General features: G+C 63.5%; 25 protein-coding genes. 24 read left to right on the top strand and 1 reads right to left on the bottom strand.

Going from position 1 to position 26533, the window contains the following annotated elements:
• Positions 1–235: 235 nt before the first annotated feature.
• The 4 genes from QRN46_RS22010 (at position 236) to trxC (ending at position 7394) form a co-directional block, all read left to right on the top strand.
• Positions 236–1978, top strand: a complete 1743-nt coding sequence (locus tag QRN46_RS22010) for a potassium/proton antiporter (protein WP_011332112.1) — start codon at positions 236–238, stop codon at positions 1976–1978.
• A 34-nt stretch (positions 1979–2012) separates the two neighbouring features.
• Positions 2013–5366 (top strand): mechanosensitive channel MscK, encoded by a 3354-nt coding sequence (gene mscK / locus QRN46_RS22015; protein ID WP_064592959.1) that lies wholly within the window; start codon positions 2013–2015, stop codon positions 5364–5366.
• A gap of 48 nt (positions 5367–5414) precedes the next feature.
• Entirely contained in the window at positions 5415–6878 is a 1464-nt protein-coding gene (selO, locus tag QRN46_RS22020; protein WP_285357190.1) for a protein adenylyltransferase SelO, read from the top strand.
• 81 nt (positions 6879–6959) lie between these two features.
• On the top strand, positions 6960–7394 hold the full coding sequence (gene trxC, locus QRN46_RS22025; RefSeq protein ID WP_011332109.1) for a thioredoxin TrxC: 435 nt from the start codon (positions 6960–6962) through the stop codon (positions 7392–7394).
• Between the two features lie 7 nt (positions 7395–7401).
• Here trxC and QRN46_RS22030 read toward each other — a convergent pair whose 3' ends face one another.
• Entirely contained in the window at positions 7402–8172 is a 771-nt protein-coding gene (locus tag QRN46_RS22030; protein WP_064382864.1) for a ParA family protein, read from the bottom strand.
• 369 nt (positions 8173–8541) lie between these two features.
• Between QRN46_RS22030 and QRN46_RS22035 the strand changes: the two genes are divergently transcribed.
• From QRN46_RS22035 to QRN46_RS22130, 20 genes are read left to right on the top strand one after another with little or no spacing between them, the layout of a single operon-like run.
• Positions 8542–9267, top strand: a complete 726-nt coding sequence (locus tag QRN46_RS22035) for a beta-ketoacyl synthase chain length factor (protein ID WP_285357194.1) — start codon at positions 8542–8544, stop codon at positions 9265–9267.
• Positions 9243–10052, top strand: a complete 810-nt coding sequence (locus QRN46_RS22040) for a lysophospholipid acyltransferase family protein (RefSeq protein ID WP_041475120.1) — start codon at positions 9243–9245, stop codon at positions 10050–10052. The genes QRN46_RS22035 and QRN46_RS22040 overlap by 25 nt, the downstream gene beginning before the upstream one ends.
• The gene (locus tag QRN46_RS22045; RefSeq protein ID WP_007952344.1) at positions 10033–10293 is read left to right on the top strand and encodes a phosphopantetheine-binding protein; all 261 of its coding nucleotides are present in this window, start codon (positions 10033–10035) and stop codon (positions 10291–10293) included. Before QRN46_RS22040 ends, QRN46_RS22045 begins: the two co-directional genes overlap by 20 nt.
• A gap of 9 nt (positions 10294–10302) precedes the next feature.
• A complete protein-coding gene (locus tag QRN46_RS22050) occupies positions 10303–10557 on the top strand; it encodes an acyl carrier protein (RefSeq protein ID WP_007947135.1) in 255 nt (84 codons plus the stop codon).
• Positions 10554–11099, top strand: coding sequence for a COG4648 family protein (locus QRN46_RS22055; protein WP_285357202.1), 546 nt, complete (start codon positions 10554–10556; stop codon positions 11097–11099). The genes QRN46_RS22050 and QRN46_RS22055 overlap by 4 nt, the downstream gene beginning before the upstream one ends.
• Complete coding sequence (locus QRN46_RS22060; protein ID WP_221615505.1) at positions 11096–12775, top strand: acyl-CoA synthetase family protein; 1680 nt, start codon at positions 11096–11098, stop codon at positions 12773–12775. The genes QRN46_RS22055 and QRN46_RS22060 overlap by 4 nt, the downstream gene beginning before the upstream one ends.
• On the top strand, positions 12768–13502 hold the full coding sequence (locus tag QRN46_RS22065) for a glycosyltransferase family 2 protein (protein WP_011332103.1): 735 nt from the start codon (positions 12768–12770) through the stop codon (positions 13500–13502). The genes QRN46_RS22060 and QRN46_RS22065 overlap by 8 nt, the downstream gene beginning before the upstream one ends.
• The gene (locus QRN46_RS22070; RefSeq protein ID WP_221615506.1) at positions 13499–14446 is read left to right on the top strand and encodes a lysophospholipid acyltransferase family protein; all 948 of its coding nucleotides are present in this window, start codon (positions 13499–13501) and stop codon (positions 14444–14446) included. Before QRN46_RS22065 ends, QRN46_RS22070 begins: the two co-directional genes overlap by 4 nt.
• Entirely contained in the window at positions 14427–15971 is a 1545-nt protein-coding gene (locus tag QRN46_RS22075) for an HAL/PAL/TAL family ammonia-lyase (protein ID WP_201817132.1), read from the top strand. Before QRN46_RS22070 ends, QRN46_RS22075 begins: the two co-directional genes overlap by 20 nt.
• Positions 15964–16389 carry an acyl-CoA thioesterase gene (locus tag QRN46_RS22080; RefSeq protein WP_201817131.1) on the top strand — a complete coding sequence of 142 codons (426 nt, stop codon included), beginning with the start codon at positions 15964–15966 and terminating at the stop codon, positions 16387–16389. The genes QRN46_RS22075 and QRN46_RS22080 overlap by 8 nt, the downstream gene beginning before the upstream one ends.
• Positions 16386–16988, top strand: coding sequence for an outer membrane lipoprotein carrier protein LolA (locus QRN46_RS22085; protein ID WP_201817129.1), 603 nt, complete (start codon positions 16386–16388; stop codon positions 16986–16988). Before QRN46_RS22080 ends, QRN46_RS22085 begins: the two co-directional genes overlap by 4 nt.
• Entirely contained in the window at positions 16972–19311 is a 2340-nt protein-coding gene (locus tag QRN46_RS22090) for an MMPL family transporter (RefSeq protein WP_285357212.1), read from the top strand. Before QRN46_RS22085 ends, QRN46_RS22090 begins: the two co-directional genes overlap by 17 nt.
• Complete coding sequence (locus QRN46_RS22095; RefSeq protein ID WP_285357214.1) at positions 19308–20468, top strand: cation:proton antiporter; 1161 nt, start codon at positions 19308–19310, stop codon at positions 20466–20468. The genes QRN46_RS22090 and QRN46_RS22095 overlap by 4 nt, the downstream gene beginning before the upstream one ends.
• Complete coding sequence (locus tag QRN46_RS22100) at positions 20455–21702, top strand: NAD(P)/FAD-dependent oxidoreductase (protein WP_201817119.1); 1248 nt, start codon at positions 20455–20457, stop codon at positions 21700–21702. Before QRN46_RS22095 ends, QRN46_RS22100 begins: the two co-directional genes overlap by 14 nt.
• Positions 21699–22424: a class I SAM-dependent methyltransferase gene (locus tag QRN46_RS22105; RefSeq protein WP_127796691.1), complete on the top strand. Its 726-nt coding sequence runs from the start codon at positions 21699–21701 to the stop codon at positions 22422–22424. Before QRN46_RS22100 ends, QRN46_RS22105 begins: the two co-directional genes overlap by 4 nt.
• On the top strand, positions 22424–22906 hold the full coding sequence (locus tag QRN46_RS22110) for a hypothetical protein (protein ID WP_108559220.1): 483 nt from the start codon (positions 22424–22426) through the stop codon (positions 22904–22906). The genes QRN46_RS22105 and QRN46_RS22110 overlap by 1 nt, the downstream gene beginning before the upstream one ends.
• Positions 22903–24099 (top strand): beta-ketoacyl-[acyl-carrier-protein] synthase family protein, encoded by a 1197-nt coding sequence (locus QRN46_RS22115; protein WP_221615511.1) that lies wholly within the window; start codon positions 22903–22905, stop codon positions 24097–24099. The genes QRN46_RS22110 and QRN46_RS22115 overlap by 4 nt, the downstream gene beginning before the upstream one ends.
• Entirely contained in the window at positions 24096–24560 is a 465-nt protein-coding gene (locus tag QRN46_RS22120; RefSeq protein WP_011332093.1) for a hotdog family protein, read from the top strand. Before QRN46_RS22115 ends, QRN46_RS22120 begins: the two co-directional genes overlap by 4 nt.
• Entirely contained in the window at positions 24553–25281 is a 729-nt protein-coding gene (locus QRN46_RS22125; RefSeq protein ID WP_011332092.1) for a 3-ketoacyl-ACP reductase FabG2, read from the top strand. The genes QRN46_RS22120 and QRN46_RS22125 overlap by 8 nt, the downstream gene beginning before the upstream one ends.
• Positions 25281–26516 carry a beta-ketoacyl-ACP synthase gene (locus tag QRN46_RS22130; RefSeq protein WP_074689577.1) on the top strand — a complete coding sequence of 412 codons (1236 nt, stop codon included), beginning with the start codon at positions 25281–25283 and terminating at the stop codon, positions 26514–26516. Before QRN46_RS22125 ends, QRN46_RS22130 begins: the two co-directional genes overlap by 1 nt.
• The last annotated feature ends 17 nt before the right edge of the window (positions 26517–26533 follow it).

Genomic DNA, 26533 nt, shown 5'->3' on the forward strand with positions numbered 1-26533 from the left:
CGTGAGTTCGACTCGCAATTGCAAGTCGGTGCAACTCGCATAAACGCCGCGATCAGTCCCCTCTCCCTCCGGGAGAGGGTTAGGGTGAGGGCAGCGGTCTGAAGCCAGGCACAACCGCTAATGACTCCGCCGCAAAAACCTTTTTGACAGCATCACATTTCAACAGGTTAGAATCGCTGGCACGCAGACTGCATGGTCAGTTTGTGCCCGTCTTTCCGCTTCTGGAGTACTGCCTTTGAATGCGACGACCATCAACAGCCTGTTCTTGATCGGCGCGTTGCTGGTAGGCGCAAGCATTCTTGTCAGCTCCCTTTCCTCCCGTCTCGGCATCCCGATTCTGGTGATCATCCTCGCGGTCGGCATGAGTGCCGGGGTCGATGGCGGCGGCATCATTTTCGATAACTACCCGACGGCCTATCTGGTCGGCAACCTCGCACTGGCAGTGATCCTGCTCGACGGTGGGTTACGCACCCGGGTGTCCAGTTTCCGCGTGGCCTTGTGGCCGGCCTTGTCGCTGGCCACGGTCGGCGTCCTTATCACCACCGGCCTCACCGGCATGGCGGCCGCGTGGCTGTTTGACCTCAACCTGATTCAAGGCCTGCTGATCGGCGCCATCGTCGGCTCCACGGACGCCGCCGCGGTGTTCTCGCTGCTCGGCGGCAAGGGCCTGAACGAGCGGGTGACCGCCAGCCTGGAAATCGAATCCGGCAGCAACGACCCGATGGCGGTGTTCCTCACCGTGACCCTGATCGACATGCTCGCCAGCGGCCAGACCGGCCTGCACTGGAGCCTGCTGACCCACCTGATCCGCGAATTCGGCATCGGTGGGGTGATCGGTCTGGGCGGTGGCTGGCTGATGCTGCAACTGGTCAACCGGATCAACCTGGCCACCGGTCTGTATCCGATTCTGGTGATCGCCGGCGGTCTTGTGGTGTTCGCCCTGACCAACGCCCTGCACGGCAGCGGCTTCCTTGCTGTGTACCTGTGCGGTCTGGTGATCGGCAACCGCCCGGTGCGCAGCCGTCACGGCATTCTGCACATGCTCGACGGCATGGCGTGGCTGGCGCAGATCGGCATGTTCCTGGTGCTGGGCCTGCTGGTCACCCCGCATGACTTGCTGCCGATCGCCCTGCCTGCGCTGGGTCTGGCGCTGTGGATGATTCTGTTCGCACGGCCGCTGTCGGTGCTGGTCGGGCTGCTGCCGTTCAAAGCCTTCCATGGCCGCGAAAAGGCGTTCATTTCCTGGGTCGGTCTGCGCGGCGCGGTGCCGATCATTCTGGCGGTGTTCCCGCTGATGGCCGGGCTGCCGAATGCGCAGCTGTACTTCAACCTCGCGTTCTTCATCGTGCTGGTGTCGCTGCTGGTGCAGGGCACGAGCCTGCCGTGGGTGGCCAAGCTGCTCAAGGTGACGGTACCGCCGGAGCCGGCGCCGATTTCCCGCGCCGCCCTCGAAGTACACGTCACCAGCGAGTGGGAACTGTTCGTCTACAAGCTCGGCGCGGAAAAATGGTGCATCGGTTCGCCCCTGCGCGAACTGAAAATGCCCGAAGGCACCCGTATCGCCGCCCTGTTTCGCGGTCAGCAACTGCTCCATCCGTCGGGTAGTACGGTGCTGGAAGTCGATGATTTGCTGTGTGTTATCGGCCATGAGCACAACCTGCCGGCCCTCGGAAAACTGTTCAGCCAGGCGCCGCAACGCGGCCTCGATCTGCGCTTCTTCGGCGACTTCGTACTCGAAGGAGATGCCCAGCTCAAAGCGGTTGCCGCCCTGTACGGCCTGCCCGCCGAAGGCATCGATCCGGACATGACCCTGGGCCACTTCATTGCCCAGAAAGTCGGCGGTGCACCGATCGTTGGCGACCAGGTGGAATGGAACAACACCCACTGGACGGTTGCGGTCATGGACGGGAACAAGATCGGCAAAGTGGGCGTCAGATTCCCCGAAGGAAGTCGCCCGGGCCCCGGGCTCTTCCTCTAAACTGCGTCCACTCTCACTTGCTTGACCGGTCTCTATGCCTACCCTGCGCTCCTTTTTCCTCGCGGCCCTGCTGGGCCTGAGTCTTTCCGTCGGCCCGCTGCAAGCCGCCGAACCACCGTCCAGCGACGCCGTGCAGGCCAGCCTGGACAAGCTCACCGACAGCAAACTGCCCGAGGCCGACAAGAAGGCCCTGCAGACGGTCCTGCAAAACACGCTGAACCAGCTCAACAACCGGCGTGACTACGAGCAGAAGCTGATCGACCTCAAGCAGCAGTTGGCCACTGCGCCGAAGCAGACCATCGAGAATTCGCGCGAACTGACCCGCCTCAAGGCCAGCGCCGTGGTACCGGTAGCGCAGCGCTTCCCCAAGGAAAACATCCAGCAGTTGGAGCAGATGCTCACCGAGCGCTCGACCCAGCAAAGCGATCTGCAAAAGGCCCTGGCCGACGCCAACAGCCTGATCATCACCGCCCAGACCCGTCCCGAACGTGCCCAGGCCGAGATTTCCAGCAGCCAGACGCGCATCCAGCAGATCAATAACATCCTCAAGACCGGCAAGGACGCCGGCAAGACCGTCAGCGCCGAGCAGCGCGACCTGCTCAACGCCGAACTGGCGGCGCTCAATGCGCTGATCCCGCTGCGCCGTCAGGAACTGGCCGGCAACAACCAATTGCAGGATCTGGGCAACAGTCAGCATGACCTGCTCTCGGAAAAGTCCGACCGTCTGGATCGCGAGATCCAGGAACTGCAAACCCTGATCAACCAGAAACGTCTGACCCTGTCGCAGGAAACCGTGACGCAGCAGTCGATCGAGGCCCAAAAGTCCGGCAGCAGCGCCCTGCTCGCCACGGAAAGCGCGGCCAACCTCAAGCTCTCCGACTACCTGCTCAAAAGCACCGACCGTCTCAACGAACTGACCCAGCAGAACCTGCAGACCAAGCAGCAACTGGACAGCGTGACCCAGAGCGATTCGGCCCTCGACGAGCAGATCAACGTGCTCAAGGGCAGCCTGCTGCTGTCGAAGATTCTCTATAAACAGAAGCAAGCGCTGCCGCGCCTCAAGGTCGACCGCGATCTGGCGGACCAGATCGCCGACATTCGCCTGTACCAGTTCGAAATCAATCAACAACGTGAACAGCTGAGCAATCCGGCGACTTACGTCGACAACCTGCTGTCCACTCAGCCACCGGAGCAAGTCACGCCACAACTGCGCAAGAGTCTGCTGGAGCTGGCCAACACCCGTGTCGATCTGCTGGAACGGCTGAGCCGCGAACTGAGCGCGATGCTCAACGAATCGATCACCCTGCAACTGAACCAGAAACAACTGCTGAGCACCGCGCAAAGCCTGCGCGCGACTCTCGACGAGCAGATGTTCTGGATTCCGAGCAACAAGCCGCTGGACACCGAATGGATGCGCGGCGTGCCGGAGCGTCTGAAGCGTCAGATCGATACCCTGCCGCTGGCCTCAAGCTTCAGCGAACTGACCGACGGCCTGACCCAGCGACCACTGTTGTTCCTGCCGCTGGCGCTGCTGATCGGCGCGCTCCTGTGGCGGCGCAAGCAACTGTATTCGCGCCTGAACAAGGTTCACCAGGACATCGGTCACTTCAAGCGTGACAGCCAGTGGCATACGCCACAGGCGATCCTGATCAATATTCTGCTGGCGATGCCGGTGGCGCTGGGCCTGGCTCTGTGCGGGCTGGCGTTGCAGATCGACGCCCGTGGGCAGAACGCCAACATGGGCGCGGCGCTGCTGCAAATGGCCCAGGCGTGGCTGGTGTTCTACACCGCTTACCGGATCCTCGCGCCGGGCGGCGTGGCCGAATTGCACTTCCGCTGGGAAAAGCCGCAGGTCGAATTCCTGCAAGGCTGGGTGCGTCGCCTCGGTCTGGTGGTCATGGCATTGGTGGCCGTGGTGGCGGTTGCCGAACTGCAACCGGCGGCGCTGGCCGACGATGTACTGGGCATGCCGGTGGTGCTGACCTGCTATGCGCTGATGGCGTGGCTGCTCAGCCGCCTGCTGATCAGCAGCCCGACCCACGAAAACGCCTCGCTGTTCCGCAAGGCTGTGGGCGTGATGTTCACCCTGCTGCCCATCGCGCTGTTCGTCGCCGTGTGCTTCGGCTACTACTACACCGCGCTGAAGCTCAGCGACCGCTTGATCAACACCCTGTACCTGCTGATGTTCTGGCTGGTGATCGAAGCGACTTTCGTCCGAGGTCTGGCGGTCGCGGCACGCCGTCTGGCCTACCAGCGCGCCCTGGCCAAACGTCAGGCCGCGAAAGAAGCCGGCGACGGCGAAGCGGTGATCGAAGAGCCAACCCTGGACATCGAGAAGGTCAACGAACAGTCCCTGCGCCTGATCCGCCTGGCGCTGCTCGGCGGTTTCATCGCCGCGCTGTACTGGGTCTGGGCCGACCTGATCACCGTGTTCTCGTACCTCGACAACATCACCCTCTACGAATACACCAGCGGCACCGGCGCCAACATGAGCATGGTGCCGATCAGCATCGGCGACATGCTCGGCGCGCTGATCATCATCGGCATCACCTTTGCGCTCGCCCGCAACTTGCCGGGCCTGCTTGAAGTGTTTGTGCTATCGAAACTCAATCTGGCCCAGGGCAGTGCCTACGCGACCACCACGCTACTGTCGTACGTGATCGCCGGGGTCGGTTTCGTCTCGACCCTGTCGACCCTCGGCGTGAGCTGGGACAAGTTGCAATGGCTGGTGGCGGCACTGTCGGTCGGCCTCGGCTTCGGCATGCAGGAGATCTTCGCGAACTTTATCTCCGGCATCATGATCCTGTTCGAGCGCCCGGTGCGGATCGGCGACACCATCACCATCGGCAACCTGTCGGGCACGGTGAGCAAGATCCGCATCCGCGCCACGACCATCACCGACTTCGACCGCAAGGACATCATTGTCCCGAACAAGACGTTCATCACCGGGCAACTGATCAACTGGTCGCTGACCGACACCATCACCCGGGTGACCCTGAAACTGGGCGTCGATTACGGTTCGGATCTGGATCTGGTCAAGGAATTGCTGCTCAAGGCCGCCCGGGAAAACCCGCGCGTGCTCAAGGAGCCCGAGCCGCATGTGTACTTCCTCAACTTCGGCGAAAGCACCCTCGACCACGAATTGCGCATGCATGTGCGTGATCTCGGCGACCGCAACCCGGTGCTCGATGAGGTCAACCGCTTCATCAACCGCGAGTTCAAGAAGCAGCACATCAACATCTCGTTCCGCCAGATGGAGGTTTACCTGAAGAACCTCCACGGTCAGGAATACAAGATGGTGCCGATCGAGCCGGAAACCAAAACCATCGTGCCGGTCAGCGATGACCAGAAACCGTTGCAGGAACCGCCGCCGGCCAAACTCGACTAACCCGGCTAATCCCAGCAGAATGCTCGGACATTCTGCTGGAGCCGGTCCTTGAAAGCCCTCGACGAACTGACCTTCGACAACCGCTTCGCCCGCCTGGGCGATGCGTTCTCGGCCCACGTGCTGCCCGAACCGATCGACAATCCGCGACTGGTGGTTGCCAGCCCGGCGGCCCTGGCGCTGCTGGATCTCGACCCGGCAGTGGCCGACACCCAGGAATTTGCCGAATTGTTCGGCGGCCACAAGCTATGGGCCGACGCCGAGCCGCGGGCGATGGTCTATTCCGGACATCAGTTCGGCGGCTACACCCCGCAACTAGGCGATGGGCGCGGATTGTTGCTGGGCGAGGTCTACAACGCCGCCGGCGAGCACTGGGACTTGCATCTGAAGGGCGCCGGGCAGACACCGTTCTCGCGCATGGGCGACGGTCGCGCGGTGCTGCGTTCGTCGATCCGCGAGTTTCTCGCTTCCGAAGCGCTGCATGCGCTGAACATCCCGTCTTCACGCGCCGCCTGCGTGATCGGCTCCGACACCCCGGTCTGGCGCGAGAAACAGGAACGCGCCGCGATGGTGCTGCGCCTGGCGCCGAGCCACATCCGTTTCGGCCACTTCGAATACTTCTATTACACCAAGCGCCCCGAACAGCAGAAGCTGCTCGGCGAACACGTGTTGGCGATGCACTACCCCGAGTGTTTGGAACAGCCGGAACCGTATCTGGCGATGTTCCGCGAAATCGTCGAGCGCAACGCCGAACTGATTGCCAAGTGGCAGGCGTACGGCTTCTGCCACGGGGTGATGAACACCGACAACATGTCGATCCTCGGCATCACCTTTGACTTCGGCCCGTTCGCCTTCCTCGACGATTTCGACGCGAACTTCATTTGCAACCACTCCGACGATCAGGGCCGCTACTCCTTCAGCAATCAGGTGCCGGTCGGCCAGTGGAACCTCAGCGCCCTGGCCCAGGCCCTCACGCCGTTCATCAGCGTCGAAGCCCTGCGCGAAACCCTAGGCCTGTACCTGCCACTGTTCCAGGCGCACTACCTCGACCTGATGCGCCGCCGCCTCGGCTTCACCACCGCCGAGGACGACGACCAGATGCTCCTGGAACAACTGCTGCAACTGATGCAGAACAGCGGCGTCGACTACACGCTGTTCTTCCGCCGACTGGGCGAAGAGTCAGCCGAGCAGGCCGTCGCTCGCCTGCGCGATGACTTCGTCGATATCAAGGGTTTCGATGCCTGGGGCGAGCGCTATGTCGCCCGTGTCGCACGCGACGGCGCGACCGATCAGGAACAGCGCCGTGCGCGCATGCATGCGGTGAATCCGCTGTACATCCTGCGCAATTACCTGGCGCAGAAGGCAATCGATGCTGCCGAGCAGGGTGACTATTCAGAAGTGCGCAGATTGCATGCGGTGCTGAGCAATCCATTCGAGGAACAGCCCGGAATGGAGAGTTACGCGGAACGTCCGCCGGAGTGGGGCAAGCATTTGGAGATCAGTTGTTCGTCGTAAGCGGGAACGACTGAACCTTGATAATCGATCCGTACGGCTCCAGATCAGTCGTACGATCCCGTTTTATTCACCGAGCCGATCATGACCGACCCACTCCTCATCCCCTGCCCCTCCTGCAACGGCCTCAACCGCATCCCCGCCGAGCGCCTCAACGACCACCCGAAGTGCGGGCGCTGCAAGTCCGAGGTGCTGTTGAACAAGCCGTTCGAACTCAAGCAAGGCGATTACGCCAGTCAGATCAAGGGCGATCTGCCGTTACTGGTGGACGTATGGGCGGACTGGTGTGGGCCGTGCAAGTCGTTTGCGCCGGTGTTCGAGCAGGCGGCTGCGCAGTTGGCAGGCAAGTGCCGGCTGGCCAAGCTGGACAGCGAGGCCAATCAGCAGTTGTCGGCGCAGTTGGGGATTCGTTCGATTCCGAGCCTGATTCTGTTGCGCAACGGCCGGGAAGTGGCCCGTCAGAGCGGGGCCTTCCCGTTGCCGCAGTTGATGGCCTGGCTGCGCAGCCAGGGCATCTGACGAGGCCTCAGGCGTCTTCGAGCAGGTTGTGCAGTTCGACGAACTGCTGCGTCAGCTTGTGCCGTGGATCGAGGTGGATCAGCGGCATGCTGGCCTGATGCGATTCGCGCATGCGCACTGAACTGGCGAGGTAGACCGGCAGCACCGGCAGGCCCTCGGCGATCAGTTCGTCGAGGATCTGCTGCGGCAGGCTGGCTCGGGCCTGGAACTGGTTGACCACAATGCCTTCAACTTCCAGGCCTTCGTTGTGGTCTTCCTTCAACTCGTCGATCTCGGCGATCAGACCGTACAGGGCCTGACGCGAGAAGCTGTCGCAGTCGAAGGGAATCAGTACCCGATCGGCGGCAATCAGGGCCGAGACCGCATAGAAATTCAGCGCCGGCGGCGTATCCAGATAGATCCGGTCGTAATCTTCCGACAACTCGTCGAGCAGCTTTCGCAGCTTGTTGATCTTGTGCTTGGCCTCAAGCTTGGGCTGCAGGTCAGCCAGCTCGGCGGTGGCGGTAATGATGTGGAGGTTGTCGAACGGCGTTTCGTAGATATCCGCCTGGTTCTTTTTCGAGAACGGCCCGGAAGACAGGGTCTGCTTGAAGAAATCGGCAATGCCCATCGGAATGTCATCACCCGTGAGCCCGGTCAGATACTGAGTGGAATTGGCCTGGGCATCAAGGTCGACCAACAGCGTGCGATAACCCTCGCTGGCGCTTACCGCCGCCAGATTGCAGGCAATGCTGGATTTGCCTACGCCACCTTTCTGATTGAACACCACGCGCCGCATGACAAAACCTCCGTGTATCAAAGAATGACCGAGTGTAGTGGTGCCCGGTGCCGATTCGCTACCTCGATGGACGCGGACTACAAAGTCAGGCGCCAATCTCCCAATGAATACGGCGCAAAGACACCCGTTGATCGCCGATTCGCCTGACAGACAGACACCCGGCAATCTGGATAATGGCCAAGTGACAGCTCATGCCGCGTACCATTCGGTTCATTTCGTCGTTCAAAATGTAACCAGCATTTGCTACACACTCGTCGCACCGGGATAATGCGCGCCACCCGGCGCCACGCGCCATGCCATTTCAGGCTAAATCAGCTCAGCGGCGACGTTGGCGAAACCGCGTCAACTCAGCCCGCAGGGGCGGGATAAATGTCCGTGATCAACTTCAACATCGCCCAATGGCGCGCCTGGGCTCCCGGGCTCGACAGTGTGGAAGCCTGGCAAGCCTGGAGCCGACAACCGGTCGTGCTCGAAAGCAGCGATGCCGCACCCGATGTGTCGTTTCTGCCGGCCATGCAGCGCCGTCGTCTCAGCCGTCTGGCGCGGATGGCGTTCAGTGTCGGCTGGCCGCTGGCCGACGGTCGGGAAAGTCTGCCGCTGGTATTCGTTTCCCGGCACGGCGAAACCCCGCGCACCTTTGAAATTCTCAGCGATCTGGCCAACGATCAGCCGCTGTCGCCGACCCAGTTCAGCCTGTCGGTGCATAACGCGATCATCGGCCTGTGGTCGATCATGCGCGGCGAAACCAGCGAAATGACTGCCCTCGCCGCAGCCGGCGACGGCCTCGAACACGGCATGCTCGAAGCGGCGACGTTGTTGAACGAAGGAGCCCCGGCAGTGCTGCTGGTGATCACCGAGGAACAACCGCCCGAAGCCTATTCGACGTGGATCGACGACGTACCATTTCCCTATGCAGTCGGGCTGTTGCTCACCCCCGGTACCGACTGGCGGCTGACCCTGAACAGCGCCCCCGAAGCACGGTCAAAAACGCAGCGGCCTCATGCGCTGAATCTGCTGCGAACCCTGCTCGATCAGCAACCCCATTGCCAACATGCCTGGAAGAATCGTCTATGGACCTGGCAACGCAACCCGTGATCGGAAAAAATCGCGATGCCTATTACTGGCGTCTGCTGGCGACTGCCACCAGCTTCGCCCTGTTCGGGCTCGGTGGTCTGTGCCTGCGCCTGCTGGTATTTCCATTGCTCGGTTTCCTGCCGGGCGACGCCATTGCGCACCGCGAGCGGGCGCGCCAGACCGTCAGTCGGCTGTTCTGGTTTTTTGTCCGCTTCATGGCCCGTACCGGCGTGCTGACCTACGACATTCAGGGCGCCGAACGTCTCGGCCGTCCGGGGCAGATGATCATCGCCAACCACCCGTCGCTGATCGATGTGGTGTTCCTGATCGGTCTGGTGCGCGGGGCCAATTGCGTGGTGAAGAAAAGCCTGTGGGAAAACCCCTTCACTCGCGGCCCGCTGCGCAGCACCGAATACATCAGCAACGACGGCAGCATGGACATGCTCGACGCTGCCGCCGGTGCCCTGCAAAGCGGGCAGACCCTGATCATTTTCCCTGAAGGTACCCGCACACAGCCGGGTCAGGCGCCGGCCTTTCATCGGGGGGCGGCGGCCATCGCGCTGCGCGGTGCGAAAATCGTCACCCCGGTAGTCATCAAGGTCAGTCCGACCACCCTGACCAAGGCCGAGCCCTGGTATCGCATTCCCGGTCGCCGCGTGCACTTCAGTTTTCACGTCGGGGCCGATATAGACCCACAGACTTTCGCCGCGCAGGGCCCCGCGCCTCAGGCTTCGCGCAAGCTCAACGACTATTTGCACCAATTCTTTATCAAGGAGCTCGCCGAAGATGAGCGATCTAAACCGTGACATCAAAGAGCTGATCATCGACGCCCTGGGCCTCGAAGACATCAGCGCAGAGGACATCGGCGACGACCAGACGCTGTTTGGCGAAGGCCTGGGCCTGGATTCCGTCGACGCTCTGGAACTTGGCCTGGCGATCCAGAAAAAGTACGGCATCAAAATCGACGCCGACGCCAAGGACACCCGCAACCATTTCTCCAACGTGGCGAGCCTTGCGGCGTTCGTCACGGCAAAACAGGCAGCTTGAGACCGGACCATGCAAACTCGTGACGACATCTTCAACACCCTGCGCGATGCCCTGGTCGAGTTGTTCGAACTGGACCCGGCCCGCGTGAGCCTGGAATCCAACCTGTATCAGGATCTGGAAATCGACAGCATCGACGCCGTCGACCTGATCGATCACATCAAGCGCCAGACCGGCAAGAAAATCGCCGCCGAGGAGTTCAAGTCGGTGCGCACCGTCAGCGACGTGGTCGAGGCGGTCTACCGTCTGGTTCAACCGGCGGCATGAGCCGACTGATCGGTCTCGGCCTGCTGCTGGCGGGCCTGCTGTATCCCTTTGCGGTGTATTTCGGCATGGAGCATTTCGCGCCATGGCAGTTCGGCCTGCTGCTGGGCGGCCTGTGGCTGGCCCGCGCGCTGACCGGCGAACGCAAGCCCGGCAGCCTGTGGATGGCCTTTGTGGCGATCGTGTTCTGCCTGCTGCTGGCGGTGTTCGACAGCCCTTTGCTGCTGCGTTGGTACCCGGTGCTGATCAGCGGCTTCATGCTGGCGCTGTTCAGCCTGAGCCTGAAATACGGCCCGCCGATGGTCGAGCGTCTGGCTCGCCTGCGTGAGCCGCAACTGCCGCCCAAGGCGATTCGTTACACCCGCCAGGTCACCGTGGCCTGGAGCGTGTTTTTCTTTTGCAACGGTTTGTGCGCCGCCCTGCTGACACTGTGGGCGCCGCTGAACTGGTGGATGTTGTACACCGGCCTGATCTCCTACGGATTGATCGGCCTGATGTTTGCCATTGAATGGCTGATACGACAACGGGTAAGAGGTCGCCCATGAACTGGATAAAACTTGAGCAGCTGTTGCTCAAGGCCCTGCCGGCGCGCGCAGTAACAAGCGCACCGGCACTCGATCACGCACAACTGCGCGAACAGGCCCTGAGCCTGGCCGCCGGTCTGCAAGCACGCGGCGTGAAGCGTCTGGCGGTGCATCTGCAAGATGCCGCCGATCTGGCCGTCGCCCTGCTCGGTGCCTGGCGTGCCGGCATCAGCGTGTTGCTGCCCTCGGATCTGCAAGCGCAGACCCGCCAGCGCTGGTCGAACGACGTCGATCTGTGGCTGACCGATCATTCCGATGACACGCGCCTGAGCGATCTGCAACAACCGGCCCTGCCCGCAGCCGAACTGGATCTCGACCAGTGCCGCCTCAGCCTGTGCACCTCCGGTTCCAGCGGCGAGCCCAAGCGCATCGACAAATCCCTGCGGCAACTGGCCAACGAAGTCGAAGCCCTCGAACAGCTGTGGGGTGCGGATCTCGGTGAAGCCTGCATTCTTGGCAGCGTTGCCACCCAGCACATCTACGGCCTGCTGTTCCGCGTGCTGTGGCCGCTGTGCGCCGGGCGTCCGTTCCTGCGCAAGCAACTGGCCTTCCCGGAAGACTTGCAACGCGCCAGCCGCGAGCATCCGGCCTTCGCCTGGGTCGCCAGCCCGGCGCTGCTCAAACGCATGGGCGACAACCTCGACTGGCCAGCGCTGAGCGCCGTGCGCCGGGTGTTTTCCTCTGGAGGCGCATTGCCGACAGACGCCGCAAAAAGCCTGCATCAACGCTTGGGGCAGTGGCCGACGGAAATCCTCGGCAGCTCGGAAACCGGCGGCATCGCCTGGCGCCAAGGCGAATCGTTGTGGCAGCCGTTTGCCGGTATCGAGTTGAGCCAGGACAGCGACGGCGCCCTGTTGATCGCTTCGCCTTACCTGCCCGCCGGGCAGGTCGAACACACCGCCGATGCGGCGCGCATTCAGGCCGATGGCCGCTTTGAACTGCTCGGGCGGCTCGACCGGATCGTCAAACTCGAAGAAAAACGCATATCCCTGCCGATGCTTGAACAGGCGCTGGTGGCCCACGACTGGGTCGCCGAAGCGCGTCTGGGCGTGGTGCAGGAAAACCGCGCGTCGCTCGGCGCTCTGCTGGTGCTCAGCGAATCGGGCCTGTTTGCCCTGCGCGAACACGGTCGGCGCAGCCTGACCGAAACCCTGCGCCGTCATCTCGGCGACCACTGCGAAGCCCTGGCCCTGCCCCGCCGCTGGCGCCTGCTGCGGCAAATGCCGCTGACCTCGCAGGGCAAGTTGCCTCAAGCCGACGTCGAAGCCTTGCTGCTGGCACCACGACCGAAAGCGCCGGAAATCCTGGAACAGGCCGAAACCGAGGGTGAATGGAACCTGCAATTGAGCGTTCCGCCGGACCTTGCCTACTTCAGCGGCCACTTCCCCAAGGCCCCGGTGCTGCCCGGCGTGGTGCAGGTCGAATGGGCACTGAACCTGGGTCGGCAACTGCTGAACCTGCCCGGCGCGTTCGCCGGCATGGAAGTGCTGAAGTTCCAGCAACTGGTGCGCCCCGGCGATGAAATCCAGCTGCATCTGCGCTTCGATCCGGAACGCGGCAAGTTGTATTTCGCCTACCGCAACGACACCGCCACCTGCTCCAGCGGGCGGATTCTGCTGGGGGCTGGCGATGCATAACCCTTGCGCCGTGATTCCGGTCTACAACCACGAAACCGCCATCGGCACGGTGGTCGACGCCCTGCTCGCCGAGGATCTGCCGTGCATTCTGGTGGACGATGCCAGCAGCAAATCCTGCGCGGCGGTGCTCGACGCCCTGGCCGAGCGCGAACGGGTTTATCTGGTGCGCCTCACTGCCAATCAGGGCAAGGGTGGCGCGGTGATGACCGGTCTGCGTGAAGCGGCGCGGCTGGGCTTCAGCCATGCCTTGCAGGTCGACGCCGACGGTCAGCACGACTTGCAGGATGTCGCGCGTTTCATCGAAGAATCCCGCGCTCACCCCGAGTCGCTGGTCTGCGGCTATCCGCTGTATGACGCCAGCGTGCCCAAGGGCCGTTTGTATGCGCGTTACCTGACCCATGTAATGGTGTGGATCAACACCTTGTCGCTGCAGATTCGCGATTCGATGTGCGGCTTCCGGGTGTATCCGCTGGAACCGACGCTGGGCGTGATCGACTCGGCGCGGATCGGCAAGCGCATGGATTTCGACTCGGACATTCTGGTGCGCCTGGCCTGGCGCAATCAGCCGATGCGCTGGTTGCAGACCAGCGTGCACTACCCGCTGGACGGCGTGTCGCACTTTCGCCTGTTCCACGACAACGTGCTGATCTCGAGCATGCACACGCGCCTGTTCTTCGGCATGTTGCTGCGTCTGCCCGTGATCCTCTGGCGACGGTGGCGTCCATGACCGTCGAGACCGACAAGAAGCACTGGGCCGACCGCGAAGAGCGTGGCAGTTTCCTGCTGATGAAATTCACCGCACTCGCCGCCAAGGTTCTCGGCCGACGCCTGCTTAGCCCGTTGCTGTACGGCATCGTCCTGTACTTTTTCCTGTTCGGCCGCACTGCGCGGCGCAGTGCCTGGCAGTATCAGCAGCGCCTCGCCGACTGGAGCGGTCGCCACGAATTGCGTCCGACCCGGTGGCGGGTGTTCCGCCAGTTCATGGCCTTCGCCGATTCGCTGCTCGACAAGCTCGACGTGTGGAACGGCAAGCTGAAGATCGAGCAGATCGAAATCATCGACCCGGCGCTGTTGCGCAACCAGTTGCGCGGCAGTCGCGGGCAAATGCTGGTGGGCGCGCATCTGGGCAACCTCGAAGTGTGCCGGGCGCTGGCGGAGCTGGGCGAGAAAGTCACGATGAACGTGCTGGTGCACACCAAGCATGCCGAGCAGTTCAATCGCCTGCTGGGCGAGGCCGGGGCGACCAATCTGCGACTGATTCAGGTCAGCGAGCTGGACCCGGTGATCATGCTGCAACTGCACGAACGCCTGGAGCGCGGCGAGTGGCTGGCGATTGCCGGCGACCGCGTGCCACTGCATGGCGGGCGCAGCGTGACCGTGGACTTTCTCGGCCACCCGGCGCCGTTCCCGCAAGGGCCGTGGCTGCTGGCCGGCCTGCTGAAATGCCCGGTCAACCTGCTGATGTGCCTCAAGCAGCCTGACGGCCACTATCGCCTGACCCTCGAACCCTTCGCCGACGCCGTGGTGTGGTCACGCCGCGAGCGCGAACAGGTCATTCATCAGTGGGCCACCCGCTATGCGCAACGCCTGAGTCACTATTGCCTCGAAGCACCGTGCCAATGGTTCAACTTTTACCCATTCTGGAAAACCGATGACAACGCCAACTCCTGAGCCGGTTACCTTCGGCGAACGCCCTTTGCGCATCGAAGACGTGCTGGCTCTGGCCAACCGTCAGGCGCCCGTGCAGTTGCAGAGCGACGCGCCTTATCGCGAACGCATCGCCAAGGGCGCGCGGTTCCTCGATTCGCTGCTGGACAAGGAAGGCGTGATCTACGGCGTGACCACCGGTTACGGCGACTCCTGCGTGGTCGCGGTGCCGTTGCATCACGTCGAGGCGCTGCCGCGTCATCTCTACACGTTCCACGGTTGCGGACTGGGCAAACTGCTCGACCCCCAGGCCACTCGTGCAGTGCTCGCAGCGCGTTTGCAGTCGCTGTGCCACGGCGTGTCCGGGGTGCGCATCGAGCTGTTGGAACGTCTGCATGCCTTCCTTGAACACGACATTTTGCCGCTGATCCCTGAAGAGGGTTCGGTGGGCGCCAGCGGCGACCTGACGCCGTTGTCCTACGTCGCCGCAACCCTGTCCGGCGAGCGTGAAGTGATGTTCCGTGGCGAACGCCGCCAGGCTGCCGATGTGCACCGTGAACTGGGCTGGACGCCGCTGGTGCTGCGCCCGAAAGAGGCGCTGGCGCTGATGAACGGCACCGCCGTCATGACCGGCCTCGCCTGCCTGGCCTACGCCCGCGCCGATTACCTGCTGCAACTGGCCACCCGCATCACCGCGTTGAACGTGGTGGCGCTGCAAGGCAATCCGGAACACTTCGACGAGCGCCTGTTCGCCGCCAAGCCGCATCCGGGTCAGATGCAGGTGGCCGCGTGGCTGCGCAAGGATCTGGCAATCGACGCGCCGACCGCGCCGCTGCACCGCTTGCAGGATCGCTACTCGCTGCGCTGCGCACCGCATGTACTAGGCGTATTGGCCGACAGCCTGAACTGGCTGCGCTCGTTCATCGAAACCGAACTCAACAGCGCCAACGACAACCCGATCATCGACGCCGAAGCCGAGCGCGTGCTGCACGGCGGACACTTCTACGGCGGGCATATCGCGTTCGCCATGGACAGCCTGAAAAACCTCGTGGCCAACGTCGCCGACCTGCTCGACCGACAATTCGCGCTGCTGGTGGACGAGCGTTACAACCACGGTTTGCCGAGCAACCTGTCCGGCGCCAGCGCCGACCGCGCGATGCTCAACCACGGCTTCAAGGCCGTGCAGATCGGCGCCAGTGCCTGGACTGCCGAAGCGCTGAAAAACACCATGCCGGCCAGCGTGTTCTCACGCTCCACCGAGTGCCACAACCAGGACAAGGTGAGCATGGGCACCATCGCCGCCCGCGACGCCATTCGTGTGCTGGAGCTGACCGAACAGGTGGCCGCCGCCACACTGCTCGCGGCCAATCAGGGTGTATGGCTGCGCGGCCGTGATGAAGACGCTCGCCCACTGCCACCGTCGCTGGCCGCCATGCATGAACAACTGGCCCAGGACTTCCCGCCAGTGATCGAAGACCGTGCTCTGGAAGGCGAACTGCGTCTGTGCCTGCAACGCATCGCCGAGCAACACTGGAGGCTGCATGCGTAGCGCCGGAGTGCTTCACGCCGATACGGAAATCCTCGTGCCGTTCTTTGACGTCGACACCATGCATGTCGTCTGGCACGGCCATTACGTGAAATACCTGGAAGTGGCGCGTTGCGCGTTGCTCGACAGGATCGGCCACAACTACAACCAGATGGTCGACTCGGGCTACGCCTGGCCGGTGATCGACCTGCAATTGCGCTACGTGCGCGGCGCGGTGTTCGGTCAGCGGCTGAACGTGCGCGCCAGTCTGGTGGAGTGGGAGAACCGCCTGAAGATCCACTACCTGATCACCGATGCCCAGACCGGCGAACGCCTGACCCGCGCCAGCTCGGTTCAGGTCGCCGTCGAGATGAGCAGCCGCGAGATGCAACTGGCCTCGCCGAAAGTCTTCACCGATGCCGTGGAAAGGATGCTGCGATGAATGTGCTGTTGAAATCCCTCGGGGCCCTGGCGCTGCTGACGCTGTCGTCACTGGCCAACGCCTTCGACCTGCAACAGTTGAGCGAGCAACTGGCGAAACCGGACGTGATCCACGGCCAGTTCATCCAGGAAAAACACCTGCGCGCCCTGCCTCAGCCACTGATCAGCAAGGGCAGCTTCGTGCTGGCGAAAAACCACGGTTTGCTCTGGCTGCTGAAAACCCCGCTGCAACAGGATTACCGCATCAGCGCCAAGGGCATCGCCCGACGTGATGCCACCGGCTGGCAACTGCTGCCGAACAAGAGTGCCGGTGCCGAACAGAACCGACTGTTCCTCGCCGTGCTGCAAGGCGACAGCAGCGGTCTGCAACGGGATTTCGAACTGGCCCTGAGCGGCGATGCGCAGAAATGGCAACTGACCCTGACCCCGCGTTCGGTGCTGCTCAAGCAGGTCTTCAACCAGATCAACATCAGCGGCGGCACGTTGGTGAACACCATCGAACTGCTGGAAACCCAGGGCGACAGCACCGTATTGCGCATGCAGGACAGCACCGCCGGCCAACCTCTGAGCGACGCGGAGCAACATGACTTTGCCGAGTGAACGCAGGCTGCCCTGGCTGTTCCTGATCCTGCTGCTGGCGGTCGTCGCACTGGGCGCCTGGCAGTGGCGCGACGGCGCGCCGCTGTCGGCCAACCTGATGGAGCTGGTGCCCGGCACCCACCCGGACGCCCTCGAACTGCGCGCCGAACAACGCATGCAGGAACCGCTCAACCGCGACATGCTGGTGCTGGTCGGCCACACCGATCGCCAGCAAGCCGTCGCCATGGCCCAGACCCTGGGCGAGCAATGGCAGGCCAGCGGGTTGTTCGAAAAGGTCCAGTGGAACCTGCAGGCCGATCTGCCGGCCCTGCGCACGCAATTGCTGCAAGGGCAGCTGGCGATGCTCTCGGCGGATGACCGGCAACTGCTGACCGAACACCCCGACGCCTTCATCCAGCAACGGGTGCAGGCACTGTTCGACCCGTTCACCGGGTTCAGTCTGGTGCCGAGCCAGGACGACTGGCTGGGCCTGACCGGGCGCATCCAGAACAGCCAGCCACAACATGGCGCGGTGCAGCTGGACATCGGCAGCGGTGCGTTGATCGCCGACGCCGACGGCAAGAGCTGGGTGCTGCTGCGCGCACGCACCACCGGCAGCGCCTTCGACATGAATCAACCGCTGCAAGTCGCCGCCCTGCTGCAACACAGCCGTGAGCAAGCAGCTCGCGCCGACGTGCAACTGTTGGCCGCCAGCGGCTTGCTGTACGCCGCCAACGGTCAGCAGCAGGCGACCCGGGAAATGACCTGGGTCGGCGGCGGCGCCACCGTCGGCATCCTGTTGCTGTTGCTGCTCGCCTTCCGCCGCTGGCGGGTGCTGCTGGCGTTCATTCCGGTGCTGGTGGGCATGCTGTTCGGCGCGGTGGCCTGCGTCGCGCTGTTCGGGCACATGCATGTGATGACGCTGGTGCTCGGTTCGAGCCTGATCGGGGTGGCGGTGGATTACCCGCTGCACTATCTGTCCAAGAGCTGGAGCCTCAAGCCGTGGCACAGCTGGCCGGCGTTGCGCCTGACCCTGTCCGGGCTGACGCTGAGCCTGATCACCAGCGCCATCGGTTACCTGGCGCTGGCCTGGACGCCTTTCCCGGCGCTGACCCAGATCGCCGTGTTCTCCGCCGCCGGTTTGCTCGGCGCCTACCTGTCGGCGGTGTGCCTGTTGCCGGCGCTGCTGAAAAACGTCGAACTGCGCCCGGCGCAATGGCCGCTGCAACTGGCCGAGCGTCTGGTGCGACTGCGGGAAACCCTGCTCGAACACATCAGAACGCCGGTGTTGCTGGCCCTGCTGATCGCCTTCTGCGTCGGTGGTCTGCTGCAACTGGAGAGCAAGAACGACATTCGCCAGTGGGTCGGCGCGCCGCAACGCCTGACCGATGAGGCGCAGACCATCGCGCGGATTACCGGCTATCAGCCGACCAGCCAGTTCTTCCTGGTGCGCGCCGCCGATCAGCAGCAATTGCTGGAGCGGCAAGCGGCCCTGAGCGAGCGCCTGGATCAATTGGTCAACCTCGACAAGTTGCAGGGATATCTGGCGCTCAATCAACTGGTCAGCCCGCCGGCCCAGCAGCAACAAGTGCGTGAGGCGCTGAGCAAGTTGCCGCAGTTCTGGCAGCCGTTGCTGGAGGTCGGCGTGCCGCTGGCGGCGCTGCAAACCGAGCTGCAACAGTTGCAGGCCCTGCCCGCCGAAGACATCGATGCGGCGCTGGCCGGCCCGCTCGGCGAGCCCTACCGCACGCTGTGGCTGGGGCCGACCGAGGACGGCGTGGCGGCGATGGTCAGCCTGCAAGGCCTGAACAATCCGTCGCTGCTGCGGGTGCAGGCGCTGGATCTGCCGGGGGTGATGCTGGTGGATCGGCTCGGCGAACTGAACAAGGTGTTCGCCCAGACCCAGATCAGCGCCGCGGAACTGAAACTCGCGTCCTGCGTGTTGATCGTGCTGGTGCTGATGCTGCCGTTCGGTCTTGGTGGCGCGCTGCGGATCGTCGCCCTGCCGCTGCTCGCTGCGCTGTGCAGCCTCGCCAGCCTGGGCTGGCTCGGTCAGCCGCTGACCCTGTTCAGCCTGTTCGGCCTGTTGCTGGTAACGGCGATCAGCGTCGACTATGCGATCCTCATGCGCGAGCAGGTCGGCGGCGCGGCCGTCAGCCTGCTCGGCACTTTGCTCGCAGCCGCCACCACCTGGCTGTCGTTCGGCCTGCTGGCGGTGTCGAGCACCCCGGCGGTGAGTAACTTCGGCCTGTCGGTGAGCCTCGGCCTGGCGTTCAGCTTCATGCTCGCGCCGTGGGCCGGGCGTCAGACCCATGCGGTTGCCGTCACGGAGCCTGCAGCATGATGGTGGTGATTTTCTGGCTGATGGCCCTGGCGCTGTTCTTCGTCGCCACCCGGGTCGGCCGGCATTTCGGGCTGATCCCGATCGTCAGTCAATTGCTGCTGGCCAGCTTCGGCCTGCCGCTGCTGATGTACTTCTGGATCGAGCCGGGCTGGCAACTCAACGGCGCCGAACTGATCGCACCGGGCTGGCTGAAAAACCTCTACAGCCTGAGCTTCGCCCTGTTGCTCGGGCACATTCTCAGCGACGTGATCGACCTGCGCCTGGACCGCCAGAGCGTGAAGATCGCCCTGCCGAGTTTCGCCGTGCCATTCGTCTGCGGCCTGGCGACGGCGTACTGGCTGCTGCCGACGCAGCCATGGATCAACTCGCTGGCCATCGGTCTGGTGTTCGCCATCACCGCGATCCCGGTGTTGTACCTGTACCTGCGCCACATCGACTACCCGCCCGCCGCCACCCGGCGTCTGGTGCAGACCGCGATCCTGATCGACCTGACTTGCTGGACGCTGTTCGGTCTCGCTCAGGGCAGCCTGCACCTTAGCAGTCTGTTGCTGCCGCTGGGGCTGGCCTGCGTGCCGGTGCTGCTGCGGGTGTTCGGCATACGCCGACCATTGACCTACAGCCTCGGTTTTTTTGCGCTGTTGGTGCTGGCCGAACACTACAAACTCAACGCGCTGATTTTTGGCATCGGCTATCTGCTGTGCATGGCCGCGCTCAAAGTGCCACTGGTATTGCCGATCCCGGCGCACTGGATGAACCGCTTGCAGACGTGGGTGGCGATTCCGCTGATCCTGACTTTCGGCATCGTCCAGATCGACGTGCACAGCGCCCTCGCCAGCCTCGGCGCCGTGCAATGGGCGGCGCTGCTGCTGTTGCCGGTCGCCAGCAAAATCCTGGGCAACTGGCTCGGCCTCGGCTGGGCCGGCGCGTCGTTCGCAGGCGCCAGTCGCTGGCGCGAAAGCGTGCTGCTGAACATTCGCGGCTTGAGCGAAATCGTCTTTCTCAACCTGCTGTTGCAACAACAACTCATCAGCCCGGCGCTGTACTTTGCGCTGATGCTGATGGGTCTGATCGCGACGTTGCTGCCGGCCTTCATCGGCCTGCACCGGGCGTCACTGAACCCTATCGCCGTACCCAGGAGCTCGCGTGCCAATCGTTGAAATGGAATCCCGTCAGGTCGTGATCATCGGCGCCGGCCCCTCCGGCGCCATCGCCGCCGCATTGCTCAAGCGCAAGGGGCACGACGTGCTGGTGATCGAGCGTCAGCATTTCCCGAGGTTCTCCATCGGTGAAAGCCTGCTCTGCCATTGCCTGGATTTCGTCGAAGAAGCCGGCATGCTCGAGGCGGTAAATGCCGCCGGGTTCCAGCGCAAGAACGGTGCGGCGTTTGCCTGGGGCGAGCGCTACAGCGCCTTCGATTTTGCTGACACCTTCACCGCCGGCAAGCCGACGACCCTGCAGGTGCAACGCGCCGACTTCGACAAGTTGCTGGCCGATCAGGCGGCGTTGCAGGGTGCGGAAATCCGCTATGGCGACGCGATTGTCAGCGTTGATTTCGAACGTCCGCGACCACAGCTGAATGTGCATCGCGAAGACGGCAGCGAGTACCGCGTCGAAGCTGATTTTGTGCTCGATGCCAGCGGCTACGGCCGCGTGCTGTCGCGCCTGCTCGACCTCGAAGCGCCGTCGAATTTCCCGGTTCGCCAAGCTGTCTTCACCCACGTCGAAGACCACATCGACCACCCCGGCTTCGACCGCGAGAAGATCCTCATCACCACCCACCCGCAGCACCGCGATATCTGGTTCTGGTCGATCCCGTTCAGCAACGGTCGCTGCTCGGTGGGCGTGGTGGCTGCCGCTGAACATTTCGCAGGTCGCGATGCCGACCTCGACGCCTGCCTGCGCGGGTTCATCGCCGAAACCCCGAGCCTGGCCAAAGTGCTGAACAACGCCGTATGGGATACCCCGGCGCGCACTCTCGGCGGGTATGCGGCCAACGTCAAAACCCTGCACGGCCCGGGCTTCGCGCTGCTGGGCAACGCGGCGGAATTTCTCGACCCGGTGTTCTCCTCGGGCGTGACCATTGCCATGCGTTCCGCGAGCATGGCCGCCGCAGTGCTGCACCGACAGCTGCAGGGCGAAACGGTGGACTGGCAACGGGAGTTCGCCGAGCCGCTGAAACGTGGGGTCGACACCTTCCGCTGCTACGTCGAAGGCTGGTACGCCGGCACCTTTCAGGACGTGATTTTCCACGAGCAAGGCTCGCCGGAAATCCGCCGCATGATCTGCTCGATCCTCGCCGGTTACGCCTGGGACGAACGCAACCCGTTCGTCAGTGAAGCGCGCCGTCGGCTGAAGATGATCTCCGAACTCTGTGCAAGGGACGACACATGAATTACCTGAGCGACAATTACGTCGAGGAAACCCGCTTCGGCTTCTGGTTCCTGCGCAGCCACACCTGGCAGCACCATGTGCTGCGGGTGGCAATCAACGATCTGCGCGGGCTGTTCAGCGAATCGTTGCCAGCCAGTCCGGTGCTGCTGGATGCCGGTTGCGGCCAGGGCAAGTCGTTCGGTCACCTGCGCCAGACCTTCGCACCGCAGCGCCTGATCGGGGTCGATGCCGATCCGCACAGCCTTGAACTGAGCGCCGCCGAGGCCGCGCGCCTGGGCTTCGACGTCGAGCTGATCGGCAGCGACTGTGCGACGCTCAATGTGCCGGACGCCAGCGTCGATCTGCTGTTCTGTCACCAGACGTTCCATCATCTGGTGGAGCAGGAAAAAGCCCTCGCCGAGTTCTATCGGGTGCTCAAGCCGGGCGGTTATCTGCTGTTCGCCGAGTCCACCGAGGCTTACATTGATACGTGGGTGATTCGCTGGCTGTTCCGTCATCCGATGCACGTGCAAAAGAGCGCGGCGCAGTACCTGGAGATGATTCGCCAGCAGGGTTTCGAGTTCGCCGAACAGAACGTTTCGTACCCGTATCTGTGGTGGAGCCGGTCGAAGGATTTCGGTCTGCTCGAACGTTTTGGATTGCGCCAGCCCAAGCCCTTTGGCCAGCGGGAAGAAACCCTGGTCAACGTGGTGGCCCGCAAACCTTTGAACGAGGCTGTCTGATGTTGCGTGTTCTACTGCTCGCCTGCGTCCTGCTGCTCGGTGCCTGCGCCAGTCAGGCGCCGCTGCCGGCCGGCAACCCGAGCCTGCCGCTGCCGATGCAACTGCATATCGAGCGGCACCTGGCCGGACAACAGCAAGACTGGTTGCTGGTGATCCAGCGCGAAGGGCCGGGCATCCGCTGGTCGATGATGGATCCGCTGGGCATTCCCCAGGCGCGTCAGCAGTTGATCGACGGGCACTGGCAGGCCGACGGCCTGCTGCCGCCCAACCCGGAAGCCCGGGAGCTGTTCGCCGCGCTGCTGTTCGCCCTGACCCCCGCGGGCGAGCTGTCGCGCAACTACCCCGACGCGCAGCAACAGGGCGGCCGACGGTCCCTGCCGGCGCGCTGGGACATCCGTTACACCCAACCCTTGAGTTTCGAATTGAACCTGCCACAAGGCCCGCACTATCGCGTAACGCCACTCGGTGAACCGACGTCATGACCGCCTACCTCAATGCCCTCGGCGTGATCTGCGCCCTGGGGCGCGACAAGCAAACCGTGGCACGCAACCTGTTTGCCGGCGACTGCTCCGGCATGCGCCGCGAGTCCGGCTGGGTGCCGGAGCGCGAACTGCCGGTGGCCGCCGTACACGGCGATCTGGCGCCGATTCCCGAGGCGCTGGCCGACCAGCGCAGCCGCAACAATCAACTGTTGCTGGAAGCCGCGTTGCAGATTCGCGATGACATCGAGCAGGCGATCCAGACTTACGGGCGCGATCGCATCGGCGTGGTGCTCGGCACCAGCACTTCCGGTATCGACGAAGCCAGCCGAGGCCTGGCGCACTACATTCGTGACCAGCAGTTCCCGGCCGATTACGACTACCGGCAACAGGAACTAGGCGCACCGGCGAACTTCCTCGCCGACTGGCTGCAACTGAGCGGCCCGACCTATGTGATTTCCACTGCCTGCACCTCCAGCGCTCGCGCCTTGATGAGCGCCCGACGCCTGCTCGATCTGGGCCTGTGCGACGCCGTGCTGTGCGGCGGTGTCGACAGCCTGTGCAAACTGACCCTCAACGGTTTCAGTGCGCTGGAAGCGGTGTCGGACGAGCGCTGCAACCCGTTTTCCGCCAACCGCAACGGCATCAACATCGGCGAAGCGGCGGTGCTGTTCGTGATGAGCAAAGAACGCGGCGCAGGGCCGGGCATCGCCTTGCTGGGCGCTGGCGCCAGCTCCGACGCGCACCACATTTCCGCACCGGAACCGACCGGCCGCGGCGCGCTGCAAGCGATGCAAAAAGCCCTCGATCAAGCCCACCTGCAAGCCGACGACATCAGCTACCTGAACCTGCACGGCACCGCGACCCAGCACAACGACGCCATGGAAAGCCAGGCCGTCGCCGCGCTGTTCGCCGACGACGTGGCGTGTTCCTCGACCAAACCGATGACCGGCCACACCCTCGGTGCCGCCGGTGCACTGGAAGCAGCGTTCTGCTGGTTGAGCCTGAGTGCCGACAATCCCGACCACGCCTTGCCGCCGCACGTCTGGGACGGCCAGCCGGATCCCGACCTTCCACCGCTCAAGTGGGTGACCGCAAGCGAACGCCTGGCGTCCATTGCACCCCGCTACCTGATGAGCAACTCGTTTGCCTTCGGTGGCAATAACGTCAGCCTGATTATCGGAGACGCCCCATGACCCACTGGCCGCTCGCCGAATTGCTGCCCCACGCTGGCGACATGATCCTGATCGACCGGATCCTGAGCTTTGACGACGAACAGATCCACACCACGCTCACCGTCCGGCCCGGCGGCCTGTTCAGCCTGCCCGACGGCAGCCTGCCGGCGTGGGTCGGCGTTGAGCTGATGGCGCAAAGCGTCGCCGCGTTTGCCGGCTGCCATGCGCGGCAGAAAGGCAACCCGGTGGAGCTGGGCTTTCTGCTCGGCACACGCAAGTTCGAATGCAATGTCGCGGCCTTTCCGGTTGGCAGCGAACTGACCATCCATGGCCTGCGCTCGCTGGAAGACGACAACGGCATGGGTGTATTCGAATGCCATATCAATGCGCCCGGCATCGAGGCCAGCGCCCGGTTGAACGTGTTCCGCCCGCCCCAGGCAGCGGACTATCTGGAACAATCCAAGGAGTCGAACGATGACTGAATCCATCCTGGTCACCGGCTCCAGCCGTGGCATCGGCCGCGCCATCGCCCTGCGCCTGGCCAGCGCCGGCCACGATATCGTCCTGCATTGCCGCAGCGGCGTGACGGAAGCACAAGCAGTGAAAGCCGAAGTCGAAGCCCTCGGCCGCACCGCGCGCATCCTGCAATTCGACGTGGCGGATCGCGAAACCTGCAAAGCCATCCTCGAAGCCGACGTTGAAGCCCACGGTGCCTACTACGGCGTGGTGCTCAATGCCGGGCTGACCCGCGACGGTGCCTTTCCGGCCCTGAGCGACGATGACTGGGACGTAGTGCTGCGCACCAACCTCGACGGTTTCTACAACGTCCTGCACCCGGTGATGATGCCGATGATCCGCCGCCGCGCCGCTGGTCGCATCGTTTGCATCACCTCGGTTTCGGGGCTGATCGGCAACCGTGGCCAGGTCAATTACAGCGCCTCGAAGGCCGGCGTGATCGGCGCGGCAAAGGCGTTGGCGATCGAACTGGCCAAGCGCAAAATCACGGTGAATTGCGTCGCGCCCGGTCTGATCGATACCGCCATGCTCGATGAAAACGTGCCGGTGGAAGAACTGCTGAAAATGATCCCCGCACAACGCATGGGCACGCCTGAAGAGGTGGCCGGTGCGGTGAATTTCCTGATGTCGGCGGAAGCGTCGTACATCACCCGCCAGGTGCTGGCGGTCAACGGAGGCTTGTGCTGATGAAGCGCGTCGTCGTCACCGGCATGGCCGGCATTACCTCGCTGGGCAGCGACTGGGACACCATCGCCGGCAATTTCGCCGCCAACCGCAGCGGCATCCGCCGGATGGACGAGTGGGATCGCTTCAGCGAGCTCAACACGCGCCTGGCCGGGCCTATCGATGATTTCCAGGTGCCGGCGCACTGGACCCGCAAACAGCTGCGCAGCATGGGCCGTGTCTCGCGGCTGGCTGTCGGCGCGGCGGAAAAAGCGCTGGCCGATGCCGGCCTGCTCGGCGACGAATCGATCAAGGACGGGCGCATGGGCGTGGCCTGTGGTTCGTCCACCGGCAGCACCGACGAGATCAAGGCGTTCGGCAACATGCTGCTCAACTCGGTGGCCGAAGGCCTCAACGCCAACTCCTACGTGCGCATGATGCCGCACACCACGGCGGCGAACATCAGCATCTTCTTCGGCCTCACTGGCCGCTTGATCCCGACCTCCAGCGCCTGCACCAGTGGCAGCCAGGGCATAGGCTACGCCTACGAGGCGATCAAATTCGGACGCCTGCCGCTAATGCTCGCCGGTGGCGCCGAAGAGCTGTGCCCGACCGAAGCCATGGTGTTCGACGCGCTGTACGCCACCAGCCTGAAAAACGATGCGCCACACACCTCGCCACGCCCGTACGACAAGGGCCGCGACGGTCTGGTGATCGGTGAAGGCGGCGGCATGCTGGTGCTTGAAGAACTGGAACATGCCCTGGCGCGCGGTGCGCACATTCACGCCGAGATCGTCGGTTTCGGCAGCAACGCCGACGGCCAGCACACCACCCGCCCCGAACAGATCACCATGCGCCGGGCAATGGAACTGGCGCTGGAAGATGCAGGCCTTGCGCCGGACGTCATCGGCTACGTCAACGGCCACGGCACCGCCACCGAACAGGGCGATGTCGCTGAAACCCTGGCCACCAGTGCCCTGTTCGGCGAACGCATGCCGATCAGCTCGCAAAAGAGCTTCCTGGGCCACACCCTCGGCGCCTGCGGGGCGCTGGAGTCGTGGTTCAGCATCGAGATGCTCAACCGCGACCTGTACGTGCACACGCTCAACCTCGACGAGGTCGACCCGCACTGCGGCAAACTCGACTACCTGCGCGGCGAGTTCCGCCAGATGAGCCACGAATACGTGATGAACAACAACTTCGCTTTCGGCGGGGTCAACACCTCGCTGATTTTCCGTCGCTGGTCACAACCGAATTAATCCAGGTCAAGGAGACC

It is taken from the genome of Pseudomonas sp. lyk4-R2A-10 (genome assembly GCF_030209075.1).
In the GTDB taxonomy this organism is placed as follows: Bacteria; Pseudomonadota; Gammaproteobacteria; order Pseudomonadales; family Pseudomonadaceae; genus Aquipseudomonas; species Aquipseudomonas glycinae.

Bases quoted from the DNA above. Each gene is read 5' to 3' on its own strand.
- QRN46_RS22080 (WP_201817131.1), top strand. From the start codon at position 15,964: ATGCGTAGCGCCGGAGTGCTTCACGCCGATACGGAAATCCTCGTGCCG.
- QRN46_RS22125 (WP_011332092.1), top strand. From the start codon at position 24,553: ATGACTGAATCCATCCTGGTCACCGGCTCCAGCCGTGGCATCGGCCGC.
- QRN46_RS22070 (WP_221615506.1), top strand. From the start codon at position 13,499: ATGACCGTCGAGACCGACAAGAAGCACTGGGCCGACCGCGAAGAGCGT.
- QRN46_RS22065 (WP_011332103.1), top strand. From the start codon at position 12,768: ATGCATAACCCTTGCGCCGTGATTCCGGTCTACAACCACGAAACCGCC.
- QRN46_RS22095 (WP_285357214.1), top strand. From the start codon at position 19,308: ATGATGGTGGTGATTTTCTGGCTGATGGCCCTGGCGCTGTTCTTCGTC.
- trxC (WP_011332109.1), top strand. From the start codon at position 6,960: ATGACCGACCCACTCCTCATCCCCTGCCCCTCCTGCAACGGCCTCAAC.
- QRN46_RS22035 (WP_285357194.1), top strand. From the start codon at position 8,542: ATGTCCGTGATCAACTTCAACATCGCCCAATGGCGCGCCTGGGCTCCC.
- QRN46_RS22110 (WP_108559220.1), top strand. From the start codon at position 22,424: ATGTTGCGTGTTCTACTGCTCGCCTGCGTCCTGCTGCTCGGTGCCTGC.
- QRN46_RS22085 (WP_201817129.1), top strand. From the start codon at position 16,386: ATGAATGTGCTGTTGAAATCCCTCGGGGCCCTGGCGCTGCTGACGCTG.
- QRN46_RS22130 (WP_074689577.1), top strand. From the start codon at position 25,281: ATGAAGCGCGTCGTCGTCACCGGCATGGCCGGCATTACCTCGCTGGGC.
- QRN46_RS22090 (WP_285357212.1), top strand. From the start codon at position 16,972: ATGACTTTGCCGAGTGAACGCAGGCTGCCCTGGCTGTTCCTGATCCTG.
- QRN46_RS22075 (WP_201817132.1), top strand. From the start codon at position 14,427: ATGACAACGCCAACTCCTGAGCCGGTTACCTTCGGCGAACGCCCTTTG.
- QRN46_RS22030 (WP_064382864.1), bottom strand. From the start codon at position 8,172: ATGCGGCGCGTGGTGTTCAATCAGAAAGGTGGCGTAGGCAAATCCAGC.
- QRN46_RS22060 (WP_221615505.1), top strand. From the start codon at position 11,096: ATGAACTGGATAAAACTTGAGCAGCTGTTGCTCAAGGCCCTGCCGGCG.
- QRN46_RS22040 (WP_041475120.1), top strand. From the start codon at position 9,243: ATGGACCTGGCAACGCAACCCGTGATCGGAAAAAATCGCGATGCCTAT.
- QRN46_RS22120 (WP_011332093.1), top strand. From the start codon at position 24,096: ATGACCCACTGGCCGCTCGCCGAATTGCTGCCCCACGCTGGCGACATG.
- QRN46_RS22045 (WP_007952344.1), top strand. From the start codon at position 10,033: ATGAGCGATCTAAACCGTGACATCAAAGAGCTGATCATCGACGCCCTG.
- mscK (WP_064592959.1), top strand. From the start codon at position 2,013: ATGCCTACCCTGCGCTCCTTTTTCCTCGCGGCCCTGCTGGGCCTGAGT.
- QRN46_RS22055 (WP_285357202.1), top strand. From the start codon at position 10,554: ATGAGCCGACTGATCGGTCTCGGCCTGCTGCTGGCGGGCCTGCTGTAT.
- QRN46_RS22105 (WP_127796691.1), top strand. From the start codon at position 21,699: ATGAATTACCTGAGCGACAATTACGTCGAGGAAACCCGCTTCGGCTTC.
- QRN46_RS22050 (WP_007947135.1), top strand. From the start codon at position 10,303: ATGCAAACTCGTGACGACATCTTCAACACCCTGCGCGATGCCCTGGTC.
- QRN46_RS22115 (WP_221615511.1), top strand. From the start codon at position 22,903: ATGACCGCCTACCTCAATGCCCTCGGCGTGATCTGCGCCCTGGGGCGC.